The 14,713-nt window shown below is 54.1% G+C and carries 14 protein-coding genes; all 14 read right to left on the bottom strand.

What is annotated here, in order from left to right; translation table 11 throughout:
• Positions 1–367: 367 nt before the first annotated feature.
• Positions 368–661: a hypothetical protein gene (locus tag FEK43_RS18075; RefSeq protein ID WP_135406855.1), complete on the bottom strand. Its 294-nt coding sequence runs from the start codon at positions 659–661 to the stop codon at positions 368–370.
• Positions 662–674: 13 nt separating this feature from the next.
• Positions 675–1,376: a tail fiber domain-containing protein gene (locus FEK43_RS18070; RefSeq protein ID WP_135406858.1), complete on the bottom strand. Its 702-nt coding sequence runs from the start codon at positions 1,374–1,376 to the stop codon at positions 675–677.
• 9 nt (positions 1,377–1,385) lie between these two features.
• Positions 1,386–1,667, bottom strand: a complete 282-nt coding sequence (locus FEK43_RS18065; RefSeq protein WP_135406861.1) for a hypothetical protein — start codon at positions 1,665–1,667, stop codon at positions 1,386–1,388.
• On the bottom strand, positions 1,667–4,045 hold the full coding sequence (locus tag FEK43_RS18060; protein ID WP_138158678.1) for a prophage tail fiber N-terminal domain-containing protein: 2,379 nt from the start codon (positions 4,043–4,045) through the stop codon (positions 1,667–1,669). Before FEK43_RS18060 ends, FEK43_RS18065 begins: the two co-directional genes overlap by 1 nt.
• A 64-nt stretch (positions 4,046–4,109) precedes the next feature.
• Positions 4,110–4,709 carry an Ail/Lom family outer membrane beta-barrel protein gene (locus tag FEK43_RS18055; protein WP_135406864.1) on the bottom strand — a complete coding sequence of 200 codons (600 nt, stop codon included), beginning with the start codon at positions 4,707–4,709 and terminating at the stop codon, positions 4,110–4,112.
• 67 nt (positions 4,710–4,776) lie between these two features.
• Entirely contained in the window at positions 4,777–8,175 is a 3,399-nt protein-coding gene (locus tag FEK43_RS18050) for a host specificity protein J (RefSeq protein ID WP_138158676.1), read from the bottom strand.
• 60 nt (positions 8,176–8,235) lie between these two features.
• Complete coding sequence (locus FEK43_RS18045; protein ID WP_135406868.1) at positions 8,236–8,883, bottom strand: tail assembly protein; 648 nt, start codon at positions 8,881–8,883, stop codon at positions 8,236–8,238.
• Positions 8,781–9,524: a C40 family peptidase gene (locus tag FEK43_RS18040; RefSeq protein ID WP_135406871.1), complete on the bottom strand. Its 744-nt coding sequence runs from the start codon at positions 9,522–9,524 to the stop codon at positions 8,781–8,783. Before FEK43_RS18040 ends, FEK43_RS18045 begins: the two co-directional genes overlap by 103 nt.
• A 5-nt stretch (positions 9,525–9,529) precedes the next feature.
• Positions 9,530–10,228, bottom strand: coding sequence for a phage minor tail protein L (locus FEK43_RS18035; RefSeq protein WP_135406875.1), 699 nt, complete (start codon positions 10,226–10,228; stop codon positions 9,530–9,532).
• Entirely contained in the window at positions 10,228–10,557 is a 330-nt protein-coding gene (locus FEK43_RS18030) for a phage tail protein (RefSeq protein ID WP_130216524.1), read from the bottom strand. The genes FEK43_RS18035 and FEK43_RS18030 overlap by 1 nt, the downstream gene beginning before the upstream one ends.
• The gene (locus tag FEK43_RS18025; protein WP_135406879.1) at positions 10,554–13,133 is read right to left on the bottom strand and encodes a phage tail tape measure protein; all 2,580 of its coding nucleotides are present in this window, start codon (positions 13,131–13,133) and stop codon (positions 10,554–10,556) included. Before FEK43_RS18025 ends, FEK43_RS18030 begins: the two co-directional genes overlap by 4 nt.
• Complete coding sequence (locus FEK43_RS18020) at positions 13,126–13,560, bottom strand: phage tail assembly protein T (RefSeq protein ID WP_000459449.1); 435 nt, start codon at positions 13,558–13,560, stop codon at positions 13,126–13,128. Before FEK43_RS18020 ends, FEK43_RS18025 begins: the two co-directional genes overlap by 8 nt.
• Positions 13,542–13,955: a phage minor tail protein G gene (locus FEK43_RS18015; RefSeq protein WP_000479201.1), complete on the bottom strand. Its 414-nt coding sequence runs from the start codon at positions 13,953–13,955 to the stop codon at positions 13,542–13,544. Before FEK43_RS18015 ends, FEK43_RS18020 begins: the two co-directional genes overlap by 19 nt.
• A 15-nt stretch (positions 13,956–13,970) precedes the next feature.
• A complete protein-coding gene (locus tag FEK43_RS18010) occupies positions 13,971–14,711 on the bottom strand; it encodes a phage tail protein (protein ID WP_135406881.1) in 741 nt (246 codons plus the stop codon).
• Positions 14,712–14,713 lie beyond the last annotated feature (2 nt).

Below are 14,713 nucleotides of genomic sequence, written 5' to 3'. Positions count from 1 at the left end.
TAGTTCAAGACGTGCTTCGCCGTGCATCTCTCACTATTTCCCTCCAGAGCAACATTAAAATACTTCATATAATATAGATATAAGTATCATCTAGCCAAAAACCATTTGAATCCACATGCATTCCAGCTTTTATTGATACTCTATCTGATATATCATCCCACCAATTCAGCCATTAATGCTATGACAGGAATTCTAGTTATTCATCATTTTGAGCTGATGATGTAATAACGCAACTTATTAATATCTAATGTTTTTTCACTCACCCCTATTACTTCTGTGGCGCTTGCAAAAAATCATTCAGTCTGAAGCAGGTAATTAATCTCGCCACTTACTATCAGTTTCGGGAAAGTACACTAAACATGCTTTTTCACCCAAGATTAACTAACCGCCAGACCAGCAGACACGCCACCACCGGCACAGCAAAATCCATCAGGCTTGCCACATCCCATGCACGTGGATCAAAACCGCCCCACCACGGCATATTCATACGCTTGCCATGCCCGAACATTTCAATCCAGCGATATTCTGCCTGGGTGTGTTCGCGCGCAATGAAGAACGTACAACCAGCTATCGCCCCGTAAGCCCAGTTTCCGGTAAAAAGGCCAATCAGCACCTGCGCAGCCACAGCACAAAGCGCATGAAGGAAAGGTGTTATATCCATTACTCCTCCTTTATCAGATATCACTTCGGGAAGTTGATAACAACTTTAATTCTGACTCAAGTTCATCAACTCTTTCAGTCAGTTTCTGGATATGGTGAATCAGTGGAACAACCAGACGTTCGTACATTACACCTTCGGCAACAAGGCCATTGCTGGAAATAGCTTCCGGAGCATCATTCTCGTTAGCTGGTCGCCAGTGTACAAACTGAGGGGCAATTTCTCCAACTTCCTCGGCAATCAACCCGTAGAATCCCCAGTCACGCCTGTCATTTTCGCATTGCGACCTGTACCACACAGGGCGCATCTTGAAAATGAGATCGGCGTGCTCTGAATCTATCGTCTCTACTGAATGTTTATAGCGGATAGACGATGTTGACCGCAGCACAGACGAAATTGCGGGGTCAGGATTAAGATAAAGGTTTGCCGCCGCTGTAGTCGTGCCCAATCCCCACAAATAAAACGCTTCACGACCAGTCAGCGGGTAAAAATCTCCACCATAACGACCACTTTCCAGATCGTTCACTTCCACTTTGTTTTTCAGCTTATTATCAACTTCAGTTTTTGTGTATCTGGAGCTGATATCCTGCTTTGCACTGGTCATCTCAGTCTGAAGCGTTGATACTTTTCCGTTAATTGAGGAAATATCTTCCTTAGCTTTACTGACATCTCCCTTTAGCGTGGTAATGTCTCCCGGAATTACTGTCGATGTAGCCATTTTTCTTCCTCACATCCAGCCACGAAGTTGATGCTCAACAGCAACCACGTATTCATCGAATATTGACGGTGTTTTCACATCATTAATGATGCGCACGTTTACAAAATATCCGTCTTCCTTAACACATACCGGTTCGCCATCTTCATTCAGTTCTCCGGTTTCTTTGTACACGTTACCTATCACGTCAATAAGAATATCATCCTGCATCGACTCGTCATCATAATAGCCAGTGCTATCCATAAAGGCCGAAAAGTCGGCCTTGTCTGCAAATTTGAGTGTTAAATCTTTCATTAGATTGACTCCCCCATCTGAGCATCAGTCAATGCCTTGTGCCATATTCTGAAATTCCTGATATGACCAAATAAATGACGTAATCCGGCTGTAGTCTGGCCTCCAATACGGATAATTGCGGTGCTCTGAATATAGGACCATGTGGTTTTTGTTTCGCTGGATATACGCCCGTTACTTACTGCGCATGTAGACTGATCAGACTTTACACGCATCCCCATAACCATTTTTTCAAGTGATGCTTTTTCGTTTATCCGTCTGTTAGACCCACCAATATCGCAATAAGGAAATCCGTCGTAATCTGCTGAAGAACCGAAGCCAAGAATAATAGCCGCTCCGGTTTGATGACCGCCGGTATCAAAAACACGCGGTGCTGCATTTGGCGTTTTATACCAGTTCTTATGTACCTCACAAAGAACCGTAAAAGGAAGATTATAAAGATTATTCTTAATTGGGACTGTAACTATATCGCTTGCCCGTGTTACCGGTGCAGCCCCCGTAACAATAAAAGATGATGCGCCTGTACCAGCCTCAATCTGGGGAGTGGTTACATCGAGACAATCCCCTGATGCCACCATCTGACCTGTATCCGGAGAATACTGGACGAAACCACCAACCGTATTTTCTGTTGTATCTGCTTTTAATGTAGCCTCAAAAAATATCCAGCCAGTTGCATCATCCTTAACAGACCTTGCTGTAACACGGCTTGTCTGACCCGTCTTGCTAATTATGCGGGTGGTAAGGTTCAGGCTTGCTGTTCCTATTGATGTCCTTACTTCCCCATCATAATGTTCAAATAAAATACGAACGGCGATATTATCAACTTCACTTTTTACCCGGCAGGATATAGTTACATACTTTTCGTCACCTGAAGTATCAACCCCACCGGTACTTGAATACAGCCCTATAATGGTATGCGCTTTACTTGTGCCAACAATCGAATCCTGTACGACAAACCGGCCATAATTAAAACCGAAACTATCTGTGCCTGTTTCTGTAACGTCCAGTGAAGTTGACTTATTCCACTTCGAAGGGTCTGTACTGTTCGGGAAGAAGTTCGTTCTTTGCCCCTCAATAAGCAGGCCATCACGTTCAAACCGTGGCTCGTCAATGGCAGCCTCTGTCAGCACACCAGATTTATTAATGTAAGTTGCTTTCGATGCGCGTTTAAACTTTACAATCTTGTCGCCAGGCATTGTTATTTCATCGTCGCCAATAACAATTTTTTTATATGATGGCGAAAAGCCCGTAATCATATCCAATGAATCGTTAAACGGTATCCACACATCGGGAAGCGGCTGCAAAACTTGTTTATACGGCTCCGCAGCCTGGCTTGCATACTCTCTGGCTGCGTCTTCACTTGCTTTTGCAGCCGTCTGGCTTGCAGCGGATGCTTTCGCCGAGTTAGCCGCCGCAGTCTCGCTCGCCTTTGCGTTGGTTTCACTGGTTTTTGCAGCTTTTTGACTGTTGGCAGATGCAGTGGCAGAAGTAGCCGCCGCACTTGCAGAACCGGCTGCGGCACTTTCGCTTTGGGCCGCTGCATCCTGACTGTTTTTCGCCGCAGTTTCGCTGGCTTTGGCATTCGTTTCGCTTATTTTCGCTGCCGTCTGGCTGGACTTTGCGTTAGTTTCACTCGTCTTCGCAGCTTTCTGGCTGTTAGCCGCAGCAGTTGCTGATCCAGCTGCTGAAGTCGCAGAACCGGCTGCAGCACTCTCGCTTTCGGCTGCTGCATCCTGACTGCTTTTCGCCGCAGTTTCACTGGCTTTGGCATTCGTTTCGCTTATTTTCGCTGCCGTCTGGCTGGACTTTGCGTTAGTTTCGCTCGTCTTTGCGGCTGTCTCACTGTTTTTCGCGTTGGTTTCTGATTTTTTGGCAGCTGTCGCGGAGTTTGCCGATGCAGTCTGCGAGGACGCTGCCGCCTGTGCGCTGTTAGCTGCATTCGTTTCTGAGGTTTTCGCCGCGTTCTTCGATGATGCCGCTGCAGTTTCGGATTTCTTTGCCGCCGCTGCGCTCTGAGAGGCGGCTTCGGCGTTGCGTGCCGCTTCTTCCACCATTGCCTCAAAACGACGCAATGCCTCCGGCATGACATCATCTTCCGTCATGGCACCGAGAAAATCATTCAGCGTACCTGGTCTGGAACCTTCATAGACGGTAATGGTCCCGGCATGTGAAGGCGGAAAACCTTCAACCAGCAGGGTGACGCTGTACTGACCATACTCAACATCCATGCTGTAACGCCCGGCTTCATCCGGATTTTCAGAGGCCACCGTGTTCACCAGTACCGTGGTGCTGTTACGCTTTGCCTTCAGTTGAATAGTGCAGTTCTGTATTGGTTTTCCCGCACCATCTTTCAGCACACCTGAGATTTTTACTGCTGCCATATCCACTCCACAAAAAAGCCCGCCTGAACCGGCGGGCTGTCATAACACTGTGTTACCTGGCTAATCAGAATTTATAACCGACACCCACGATAAAACCGTCAGTGCGCCAGTCGCCACTGCCGGAGCCTTCATAAGCAAGGTCAATGGCCACGGATTCGGTCGGGTTAAACTGCACGCCAGCCCCCCACGCCAGAGACGTGTTGCTGTGGCGACCGTCATCACTTCCGGTCAGCACATCGTGCGTTTTCCCCTTGTTATCAGTTACGCGGAGATAATCCCCGGAGAAAGTCGACACACGGCTGTAAGCCACACCCGCCATCGCATAAGCACTGAACCATTCATTCACGCGCACAGATGGCCCCGCCATCATGCTGAACCAGCGGTTACGCACTGAATCTTCATGCCAGCGGGTATCGCTGTAACGGGTAAGCTGGCGATTCTTGTCTCCTGCATAGCTGAATGACGTCACCAGCCCCAGCGTGTCCGTAAATTCATAACGGTATTTCACGTTAATGCCCTTCAGGTCATCGTTGCCGGGCATATCTGTATGGGACTGAAGATACCCGGCGCTTAGTGTGGACTGATGCTCTGCTGCACTCGCTGGCGTACCAGCGGCGACCAGCCAGACTACTGCAGACAGAATAACAGCACATAATTTACGCATAATTACCTCTCGCTTTTCTGCAATAAAAAAGGCGCCATTTCTGGCGCCCGTATTTGGGTTATAAAATTCAACTGATACTGATACCGGCTGTTGATTTCTTCATCACGACAACAAGAAGGTCGCTGATACTGGTCGTTGGCGTCCAGTTATTAGCACCATATGAAGAAACATTGAAAGTCAGGGTGACATGACCGTGTCCGGCAGGCATATCAATGACGGATGAAAATACCCTGCTGACATCCGTCGCGGGTTGCTGAAAGATTTCCTGTCCGTTCTTCAGCACCTGCAGCTTACAGGTTGAATACCAGTATGACTGTTGGTTGTTGCTGTTGAAGTTTTCATGCTTACCACCGCGAAACAGAACAGGTGGGATTACTATCTGACGGTCAAAAGCCTGATCATCGTACACAGTGACCGTTATTGTACCGCTGGCATAACTGCCATTTCTCGGAAAGGCTTTTCCCACCGTTTTGACAATATCACCTTCAATCTGGTTGGCAGACAGTTTTCCCAGAATCAGACAGTTCTGGTTAATCGTGACATTATTGAGCGTCCCGGAGTTCGCATTCACGTTACCGCTGATATCGGCATTTTTCGCCGTCAGCCGCCCGTCCGGTGTCAGGGAAAATACCGGAGGATTGCCGCCGCTGGTAATGGTGGGAGCCGTCAGATACTTCAGGAACACTTCGTTCATGAATATCTGGTTGCCCTGCGCCACAAACATCGGCGTTTCATTCCCGTTTGCCGGGTCAATAAACGCGATACGGTTAGCGGCAACCAGGAACTGGCTCAGTTTGCCTTCCTCCGTATCCTCCATGCTGAGGCCAAGCCCCGCGACATAATGCCTGCCGTCTTCGGTCTGCTCAATTTTGACGCCCCACATGGCATTCCATTTATCGTTGGCGTCTTTCCACTCTTTCGAAAACTCCTCCAGTTTGCTGGCGTTATCCTCCGTCAGCTCGACTTTTTCCAGCAGCTCCTTGCCGAGATGGGATTCGGTTATCTGGCCTTTGAAAAAATCCAGGTAACCTTCCGCATCATCGCTCGCCCGACCGACAGCCTCCACGAATGTCGATTTGCCGACGGTGTTCACACTGCGAACGTAAAAATAATAATCATGGCCCGGTTTGATATTGATACTGGCGGCTATCCAGTACAGCGCCGTGCCAAGATAGCGGGCTGTGGTTTCAACCTGCCTGATATCCGCAATCCGCTTTTCCGAGAACCAGAACTCAAACTGTACCGTCGGATCATAAACGGCAAGATGCGGCGTGGCGGTTATCTGAAAATAGCCCGGCGTCAGCTCAATCCGCGACGGCGCTGCCGGTGCGGCAATCCGGAACGATACCGATGCCGGATCGCCCTGCTGCCCCCAGGCATTTGCCGCCCGGACTGTCAGCCTGTAGTTTCCCAGCGCCAGTTGCGTGAAGCGGTATGTGGTTTCCGTCGTCCGGGCCGTGCTGACCAGCCGCTCACTGCCGTCATCCGCTGCCACGGTCAGGCGAAGCATAAAGCTCACACCCTTCACCACCTTCGGCGTATCCCAGCGCGCCAGCACCTGGTATTCCCCGCTGTCTGCGGTGACTTCTGCGGTCAGGTGCTGCACCGCTGGCGGCGTGACACCATTCACCGTGCCGCTCTGGTCGCCGTCAAAGTGCGCCCCGTTATCCACGATGGCCTCTTTCTCCGGCACATGCTGCACAGCGGTGATGGCATACGTGCCGTCGTCATTCTCACGGATACTCACACAACGGAACAGGCGCTGGCGCAGCGTCGGCAGCTTCAGCCCCCACACGCTGTACTCGGCAACGCCGTCAGGAACCCGGCTCACTTTCACCTTCACGCCGTCGGTGACGGACTGGACCTCCACGCTGACCGGATTCCCCTGCCCGTCAACCAGGCTTATCAGCGTGGTGCCGGAGGATGGCAGCGTGATTTCTCGGTCGAGCGTCAGCGTCCGGGTCTGGCTGTTCACCGCCAGCACACGCCCGCCGATGCTGATCCCCGCATAGTCATCATCACAGATTTCAATGACATCACCCGGTACATGGCGAAGCCCTTCTGCGCCCACGCTGAAGTCCACGGTCTGCGTTTCCAGCAGCTCCGTTTTAATCAGCCACAGCCCGGCGCGGTGTGCCTGCCCCCGGCTGGTACAGCCAAAGGCATCCATCTTCGTGACGTTGCGACCGTAACGGAGAATGGCCTGCGTATCTTCAACAAGCTCTGTCGCCGTCTCCCAGCCGTTATTCGGGTCAATCCAGTTCACCTCAATGGCATTATGGCGGTCCTTCAGGGCGCTGAAGCTGTAGCGGAACGGCGCGCCATCATCCGGCATCACCACATTACTGCGGTTATAGGTCCACACCTTATCCGACGGTCGGTCCTGCACGAACGTCAGCGTCTGCCCGTTCCATACCGGCATACAGCGCATCGCCGAGCAGAAATCACTGAGAACATCCCACGCCTTACGCTGTGTGGTCAGGTAGGCATTACAGGTGATGCGCGGCTCCGTGCCGCCAAAACCGTCCGGCACCGACTGGTCGCAATACTGGCCGATGACATACAGCGCCCATTTATCCACATCTGCCGCACCAAGACGTTTACCCATGCCGTAGCGCGGGTGGGTCAGCATATCCCACAGACACCAGGCCATGTTGTTGCTGTATGCTGGCTTAAACGTTCCGTCCCAGATACCGCTGTATTGCCGCGTCTGCGGGTTATAGTTCGACGGCACCTGCAGAATGCGCCCGCGAAGATGATAATTACGGCTCACCTGCTGGCTGCCGAACTGTTCCGAGTCCACCTGCACGCCGACCAGTGCCGTGTTCGGGTAGCACAGTTTCACATCGATGATTTCGGTGTATGACGACCAGAGCGTTTTGTTCTGCAGCTGGTCTGTGGTGCTGTCCGGCGTCATCCTGCGCATCCGGATATTAAACGGGCGCGGCGGCAGGTTACCCACCACCACCGAGGCCAGATACTGCGAGGTAGTTTTGCCCTTAATGGTGATGTCTTTTTCCGTCACCCAGCCACCGTTACGCTGTATCTGAACCAGCAGGCGGACTTCCGACGGATTCCGGTCTCCCTTTGAGGTGGTTTCCACCAGTGCCTGCACACCGAAGGTAAAGCGCAGACGGTCGATGTTTGCCGACGTGATGGTCCGGGTGATCGGCGTGTCATATTTTACTTCCGTACCCAGCACCGTCTCGGATCCGGAGGATTCAAAACCCTCCGGCGGTGTCTGCTCCTGCTCACCTGCCCGGAACACCACCGTGACACCGGCGATGTTGGTATTCCCTTCACTGTCCAGCACCGGCGTACTGTTCAGCAGCACGCTTTTTAATCCATCCACCGGACCTTCTATCGGCCCTTCGCTGATGGCATCGATCACACTCAGTAACTGCGTGGATTTCAGGTTGTCCTTCGCTTCGCGCGGGGTATGCCCCTTACTGCTGCCTTTACCCATTCGTCATGCTCCATAAACGACAAAACCGCCCGGAGGCGGTTTCACATAAAACATTTTGCATCAGCGACCAATCACCACAACCTGACCACCGTCCCCTTCGTCTGCCGTGCTGATCTCCTGAGAAACCACCCGCGACCCCACACGCATTTCACCGTACAGAACAGGCAAAACATTGCCCTGAGCAACCATGTTATCCAGTGAGGAGAAATAGGTGTTCTGTTTGCCGTTATCTGTACTGGCTGCCGTGGGCGTCCTGGCTTTCGGTGCCAGCATCTGCGCCACACCTCCCAGGATCATACTGGCCCCTGCCGCATACATGCCCGATACAGCCGCGGCACCCAGCCAGCCCACAGGGTTCCACCATGCCACCGCAATCAGCGCCGCCCCCAGCACTGCCTGAAAAACACCGCCACTTTTGGCACCAGCCAGACGCGGTACGATGTGGATCACGGCACCATTTGCCAGCGGCTCATTAAGACGGGCAGATAATTCATTTTCGCCTGCATCACGCCCGGCAATGCGCACCTGATACCAGCCCTCATTCAGTTTCTGACGAAACGCCGGGAGCTGTGTGGCCAGCGCCCGGATGGCTTCGGCCCCCGTTTTCACACGAAGGTCGATGCGACGGCCAAATCGTTGCAAATCCCCGTAAAGGCAGATGCGTGCCATGCCCGGTGACGCCAGAGGGAGTGTGTGCGTCGCTGCCATCTATCGGTATACCTCTCTCGTTTGCTCAGTTGTTCAGGAATATGGTGCAGCAGTTCGCCGTCGCCGCAGTAAATGGCGGCATGATTCGGCACCGATGAACCAAAACAGCACAGCAGCACATCGCCCGGCTGCGCCGCTGACAACGGCACCTGATACAGCCCCGTTGCCTCCAGATTATCCAGATAGAGATTCTGGCCGTTACGCCACCAGTCATCCTCGCGATGAAAATCCGGCATCTCTATCCCCGCCAGATGGTAAGCATCCCGGAACAGCGTGTAACAGTCCGTCACCCCGTGCTCAAAGCGCCGCCCGGTAAGATGCGGCACACAGCGGAACTTATGAATCGCCCCCCGGCAGACCAGCCACCACGGCAAATCACTCTGCACCTGCAGCCGCCGGTCAGCCTCACTCAGCCAGGGCAGACCTCCGGGATGACTGTGGACCAGCGCCACAATCTCACCCTGCATTTCTGCCTGCAGCCAGTCCTCCGGCGACATCCGGAAATACTCCTCCGGCTCACCGGAGATATTCACGCAGGGAAAATATCTTTCCCCCTCCGGCGTTCTCACCACGAAGCCGCACGACTCCGCTGGCGCACATCGCCGGGCGTGCGCCAGAATCGCTGATTCTGTCTCTGTCATGGGATTTACTGCGAAAGTTTGTTAATGGAAAGGAAGCCGCCAAAGTTGCCGACGTTATTGCGAAACTTGCAGCCACTCAGGCATTTGCTGCATTTATCCTTCGTGATATCGGACGTCGGCTGGTCATATTCATCCGCGACCGCCGGACCGCTATAACCGCACTCATCACCGCGATAGGTCCAGGTGCAGGTGTTGGCCAGCATGATACGTCCCGGAAAAACAGCGCCGTCCGTTTCCGTCGGCGTGGACAGTACAAAGGAGGCACTCACCGCGCTCAGTTCGCTGCACTGCTCAATGCGCCAGCGGCTGATCACCTCCTGCTCCGGATCGGCGTCGCTGTTTCCGTTGACGAAGTTCACCGCATCCAGAAAACGGGCATAAACCTTACGCCTGACCACCGTTCCGCAGACCAGACTCTGCAGTTCTTCCGCCATCCCGGTGACCATGCCGTGCAGGTTAGAGACCGTCAGTGTCGGACGGGCAGCACTGCCCTTGCCGTTCAGTTCAAATCCCGTCCCCTGAATGGGGTATGCCTGATACTGCCGCCCCTGCCAGGTGACCGGCTCACCTTTTTCGTTCTGCTCATTACAGAAAAAATAACGTTCACCACCGACCTCTGTCAGATCGATTTCCCAGAGCACCACGCTGGCAGACTGCTCCGCACGGGTGCATTCATTCAGTGTTTCCTGTCGGATATCCTGCATCAGTTCACCACCTGTTCAAACTCTGCGCTGAACTCAACACGCAACATACTGACCCGCGACGACCATTTTGCGCAGGTCACCTTTATCTGCCGGTAGCCATAAGGCGGCGTCCACAGAAAGGCCTTCCAGCCCCCGTGCTCAGCCAGAAACGACTCCAGCGCCGCGGCCTCCCAACGGGGAACAGAAAGCGTCACGCTGTACGTTTTCAGGTCGACATTCAGCCCGGCAGGCGCTCGCTGGGAATAGCCATCACCAAAGCGCACCTTCCTGACGGAAGGGGCCGAAGCCACATCCATACCGGGTTTCACTTTCCAGCGGAAGGTTTTCATCGTCCACCTCCGGAGAACAGGCCACCATCACGCATCTGTGTCTGAATTTCATCACGGGCACCCTTGCGGGCCATGTCATACACCGCCTTCAGAGCAGCCGGACCTATCTGACCGTTCGTGCCGTCGTTATTAATCACCACATGGTTATTCTGCTCAAACTTCCCGGACGCCTGCGACCGGCTGTCCGCCAGGCTGCCCGGTGTACCGACATAACCACCGGTGGCATAGCCGCGCATCAGCCGGTAGAGATTCCCCACGCCAATCCGGCTGGTTGCCTCCTTCGTGAAGACAAATTCACCACGGTGAACAATCCCCGCTGGCTCATATTTGCCGCCGGTTCCCGTAAATCCTCCGGTCGCAAAATGGAATTTCGCCGCAGCTGCCTGAATGGCTGTACCACCTGACGCTGATGCGCCACTACTGGCAGCACCGCCAATGGCGCTGCCGATACTCCCGACAATCCCCACCATTGCCTGCTTAAGCAGAATTTCTGTCATCATGGACAGCACGGAACGGGTGAAGCTGCGCCAGTTCTGTTCACTGCCGGTCAGCATCGCCGCCATATTCTGTGCAATACCATCAAAGGTCTGCGTGGCTGCACTTTTAACCTGCGACATACTGTCCGTGGCGCTCTCTTCCCACTCACTCCAGCCTGACCTGAGGCCTGCCATCCAGCTCCCGCGAAGCTGGTCTTCAGCCGCCCAGGTCTTTTTCTGCTCTGACATGACGCTATTCAGCGCCAGCGGATTATCGCCATACTGTTCCTTCAGGCGCTGTTCCGTGGCGTCCCGCGCTGCCTGCCGGTCAGTCAGCCCCCGGTTTTTCGCCTCAATGGCTGCCCGTTTTGCCCGTTGCTGCTGTGCGAATTTATCCGCCTGCTGCGCCAGCGCGTTCAGGCGCTCCTGATACGTGACCTTGTCACCAAGTGCAGCCAGCTGGCGTTTGTACTCCAGCGTCTCATCTTTATGCGCCAGCAGGGATTTCTCCTGTGCGGACAGCTGGCGACGTTGTGCCGCCTCCTCCAGTACCGCGAACTGACTTTCTGCCTTCCACATATCCCGGCGCTGCTGGCTGATTTTCTCATTCGCTCCGGCATGCTTCTCCAGTGTCCGGAGTTCTGCCTGAAGCGTCAGCAGGGCAGCATGAGCACTGTCTTCCTGACGATCGCCCGCAGACACTTTCACGCCGGACTGCTTCGGCTTTTTCAGCGTCGCTTCATAGTCCTTTTTCGCCGCCGCCATCAGCGTGTTGTAATCTGCCTGCAGGATTTTTCCGTCTTTCAGTGCCTTATTCAGTTCCTCCTGGCGGGCGGTATATTTCTCCAGCGGTGTCTGCAGGCGTTCGTAAGCCTTCTGCGCCTCTTCGGTATATTTCAGCCGTGATGCCTCAGACTCGGCCCGATCTTTTGCTGCCATCTCACTGGCCTTTTCAAGATCTGCCTGCAACGTGGCGGCTGAAAGCCCAAGTCGCGCATTCTCTCTCTTCTCCCATGCCCCCCGAAGATTGGCAAGAAATGCTGACGTTTTACCGCGCCGGTGGCTCCGGCTCTGATACCACTGCCATTTTTTATCCGCTTCATCAAAAGCTTTTTCAGCTTTGGCGAGCATATCAGCAGAGGAGTCCGGGCGGCCAATATCCAGCACCGCATCCCACATGGATTTGAATGCCTGTGCAGTCCTGTCTGCCCAGGTCTCCAGCGTACCCATGTTATCTTTCAGTTTACGGGTCTGGTCATCAAACCCTTTCGTTGCGGCCTCGTTCGCCGCCTGCAATGCCCCGGCTTCATCGCCGGAACGCTGCAACTGAGCAACATATGCAATCTGCTCCGCCGTCACGTTATGGAACTGGCGCGCCATCGCCGTCAGCCCCGACGTCGGGTCAGTGGTCAGCTTCCCGAAGGCTTCAGCGACCTTGTCCACCTCCACGCCGGATGCAGAGGAGAAACGCGCCACACTCTGGCTGATGGACGCAATCTGAGCCTCGCCGCTTACCCCCGCCTTAACCAGTGCGCTGAGTGACTCGCTTGTCTGGTTAAACGTCAGCCCTGCGGCCTGCCCGGCTCTGGACAGGACCAGCATACGATCTGCCGTCAGTCCCGCCTGATTACCGGAAAGGACCAGCGTTTTATTGAAATCGGACAGGGTTGAGTCACCCTGATACCAGGCATACGCCAGCGCACCGGTCGCCACCGCCAGCGAAGTGATACCAACCATCGGCAGGGTGATCGCACCGGCAAGCCCCCTGAACATGGGGATCATCCCGCCGAAGGAGTCCTTCACCTGACCACCCTGTTGCAGCAGGATCAGCCACGGATTCTGCCCCCCTGCAAGCTGTGTGGCCACGTCGGTGAACTGCGCAGGCAGCATACGCATGGCGGCTTTATACTGCCCGACGGAAATCCCCGCTTTCTGTGCAGCCAGCGCCTGCCGGTTCATTGACTGTTCAACGACTGCCGCTGTTTTTTTCGCATCAGTTTCCGTACCGGAAAAATGACGCCTGACTCTGGCCATCTGCTCGTCAAATCTGGCCGCATCCAGACTTAAATCAACGACCAGATCGCCTACCGGTTCAGCCATACCGGACTCCTCCTGCGATCCCTTCTGATACTGTCATCAGCATTACGTCATCCTCCGTCATGTCCGCCACATCCGGGGAGGCGGGGATAACTTCATTCCCGTCCGGACCAAAACGAACACCTCCGGCAAGCCCTGCCGCTTTCTGCATCAGCACATCACCTTCAGGCTCTTCGTCAGCCTCACACCGGTTCAGCAGACTGAAATCCAGCGGATGCATATCCGGATCGCTGAAAAACAGGCTGAGCACGGTGTACGTCAGCCCGGAAAAGTGCATATCCAGCAGAACATCATGAAAATAATGGGTACTGTAAAAGCGGTGCCAGTCGGCATACTCCGTGGATGACATCCCGGCAAGCATGGCGCGCCAGTCGGGTCGCCCCATCTCACGCGCCAGTTTCAGGGCAAAACTCAGCTCACCGTCGAACACTTTCCCGCAGAAACAGGCTCTGCAGGCCCGGCGTCATCTGCCTGTTCAGGGGCATTATTCACCACAAACTCATACATACCGGACAGCCGGTACACCACGTTTTCAGCATGAGAAATTGCCTCTGTGGGCCAGGTGGTAAGCACTTCCTGCTCAATCTGTTTAACGGCTTCATTCATGGACGGCATCTGCGTCTTCTTCGGATGGTTATGCCACAGAGACATCGCCACCACAAAAGCGCCGGTTCTGATGACGTCTTCCACAGTAAACTTCCGGTTGCTGTCGGATTCTGCCTGCTGTTTCATCAGGGCGAGATGCTCAATACGCTGCAGGGCTGACAGTTCAGAAAGCGTGACGGTCACGCCGTTATATTCAAATGATTCGGTTTTCAGGAACATCGCTGACTCTCCGGATTAACTGGCGGTGACGGTGATTTCTGCAACAGCAGCAAGTTCACCATTACCGGATACGACCGGAATGTTGACCTTGCCTGCAGCAACGCCGTTCACGGTGATGGTCATACCACTGACCGACACGGTGGCTTTTGTTTTATCCGAAGACACCGCACGGAAGCTCTTGTCGGTTACGCCTTCCGGCTGGAATGCCACGGTCAGCGTGGTGCTCTGCCCTTTCACTACAGAAGCACTGGCTGGCGTTACCGTCATGCCGGTTGCCGCCGTCACCGTACTGCGATCTTCAGCCATCGACGGGCGTCCCACATTGGTGACCTTCACCGTGCGGGTGATCACTTCCTTCGCCGTCACCGCCTTACCGATACTGCTGACCCAGCCACGGAACACATCGACCGTGCCGTTCGGGAAGCGGATTTTATAGGCACGGGTATCACCTTCATTAAACCACGCCAGCAGCGCCTGCTGCCCCTGCTCTCCGGGCATCCACGCCAGCGTGAAGCTGGTATCTCCGGCAGATTTCTGCCCCTGCCCGGTCGCAGTCCAGTCTGCATCTTCATCATCGAGATAGCTGTCGTCATAGGACTCAGCGGTCAGTTCGCCGGGCGTCAGGTCTTTAACTTTTGCCAGACGCGACCAGTCAACGTCTGAAAGCGGGTTCGCATAAGGGTCACCGTTCCCCTTATAAACCCACAGTGTGGTCCCGGCACCTTTTACCGGCATTGTTGGATTTGGTACAGGCATAG

Source organism: Escherichia sp. E2562 (assembly GCF_005781075.1).
Lineage (GTDB): Bacteria > Pseudomonadota > Gammaproteobacteria > Enterobacterales > Enterobacteriaceae > Escherichia.
Note: the sequence above shows the minus strand (reverse complement) of the source record. Positions and strands in the feature narration are given on the sequence as shown.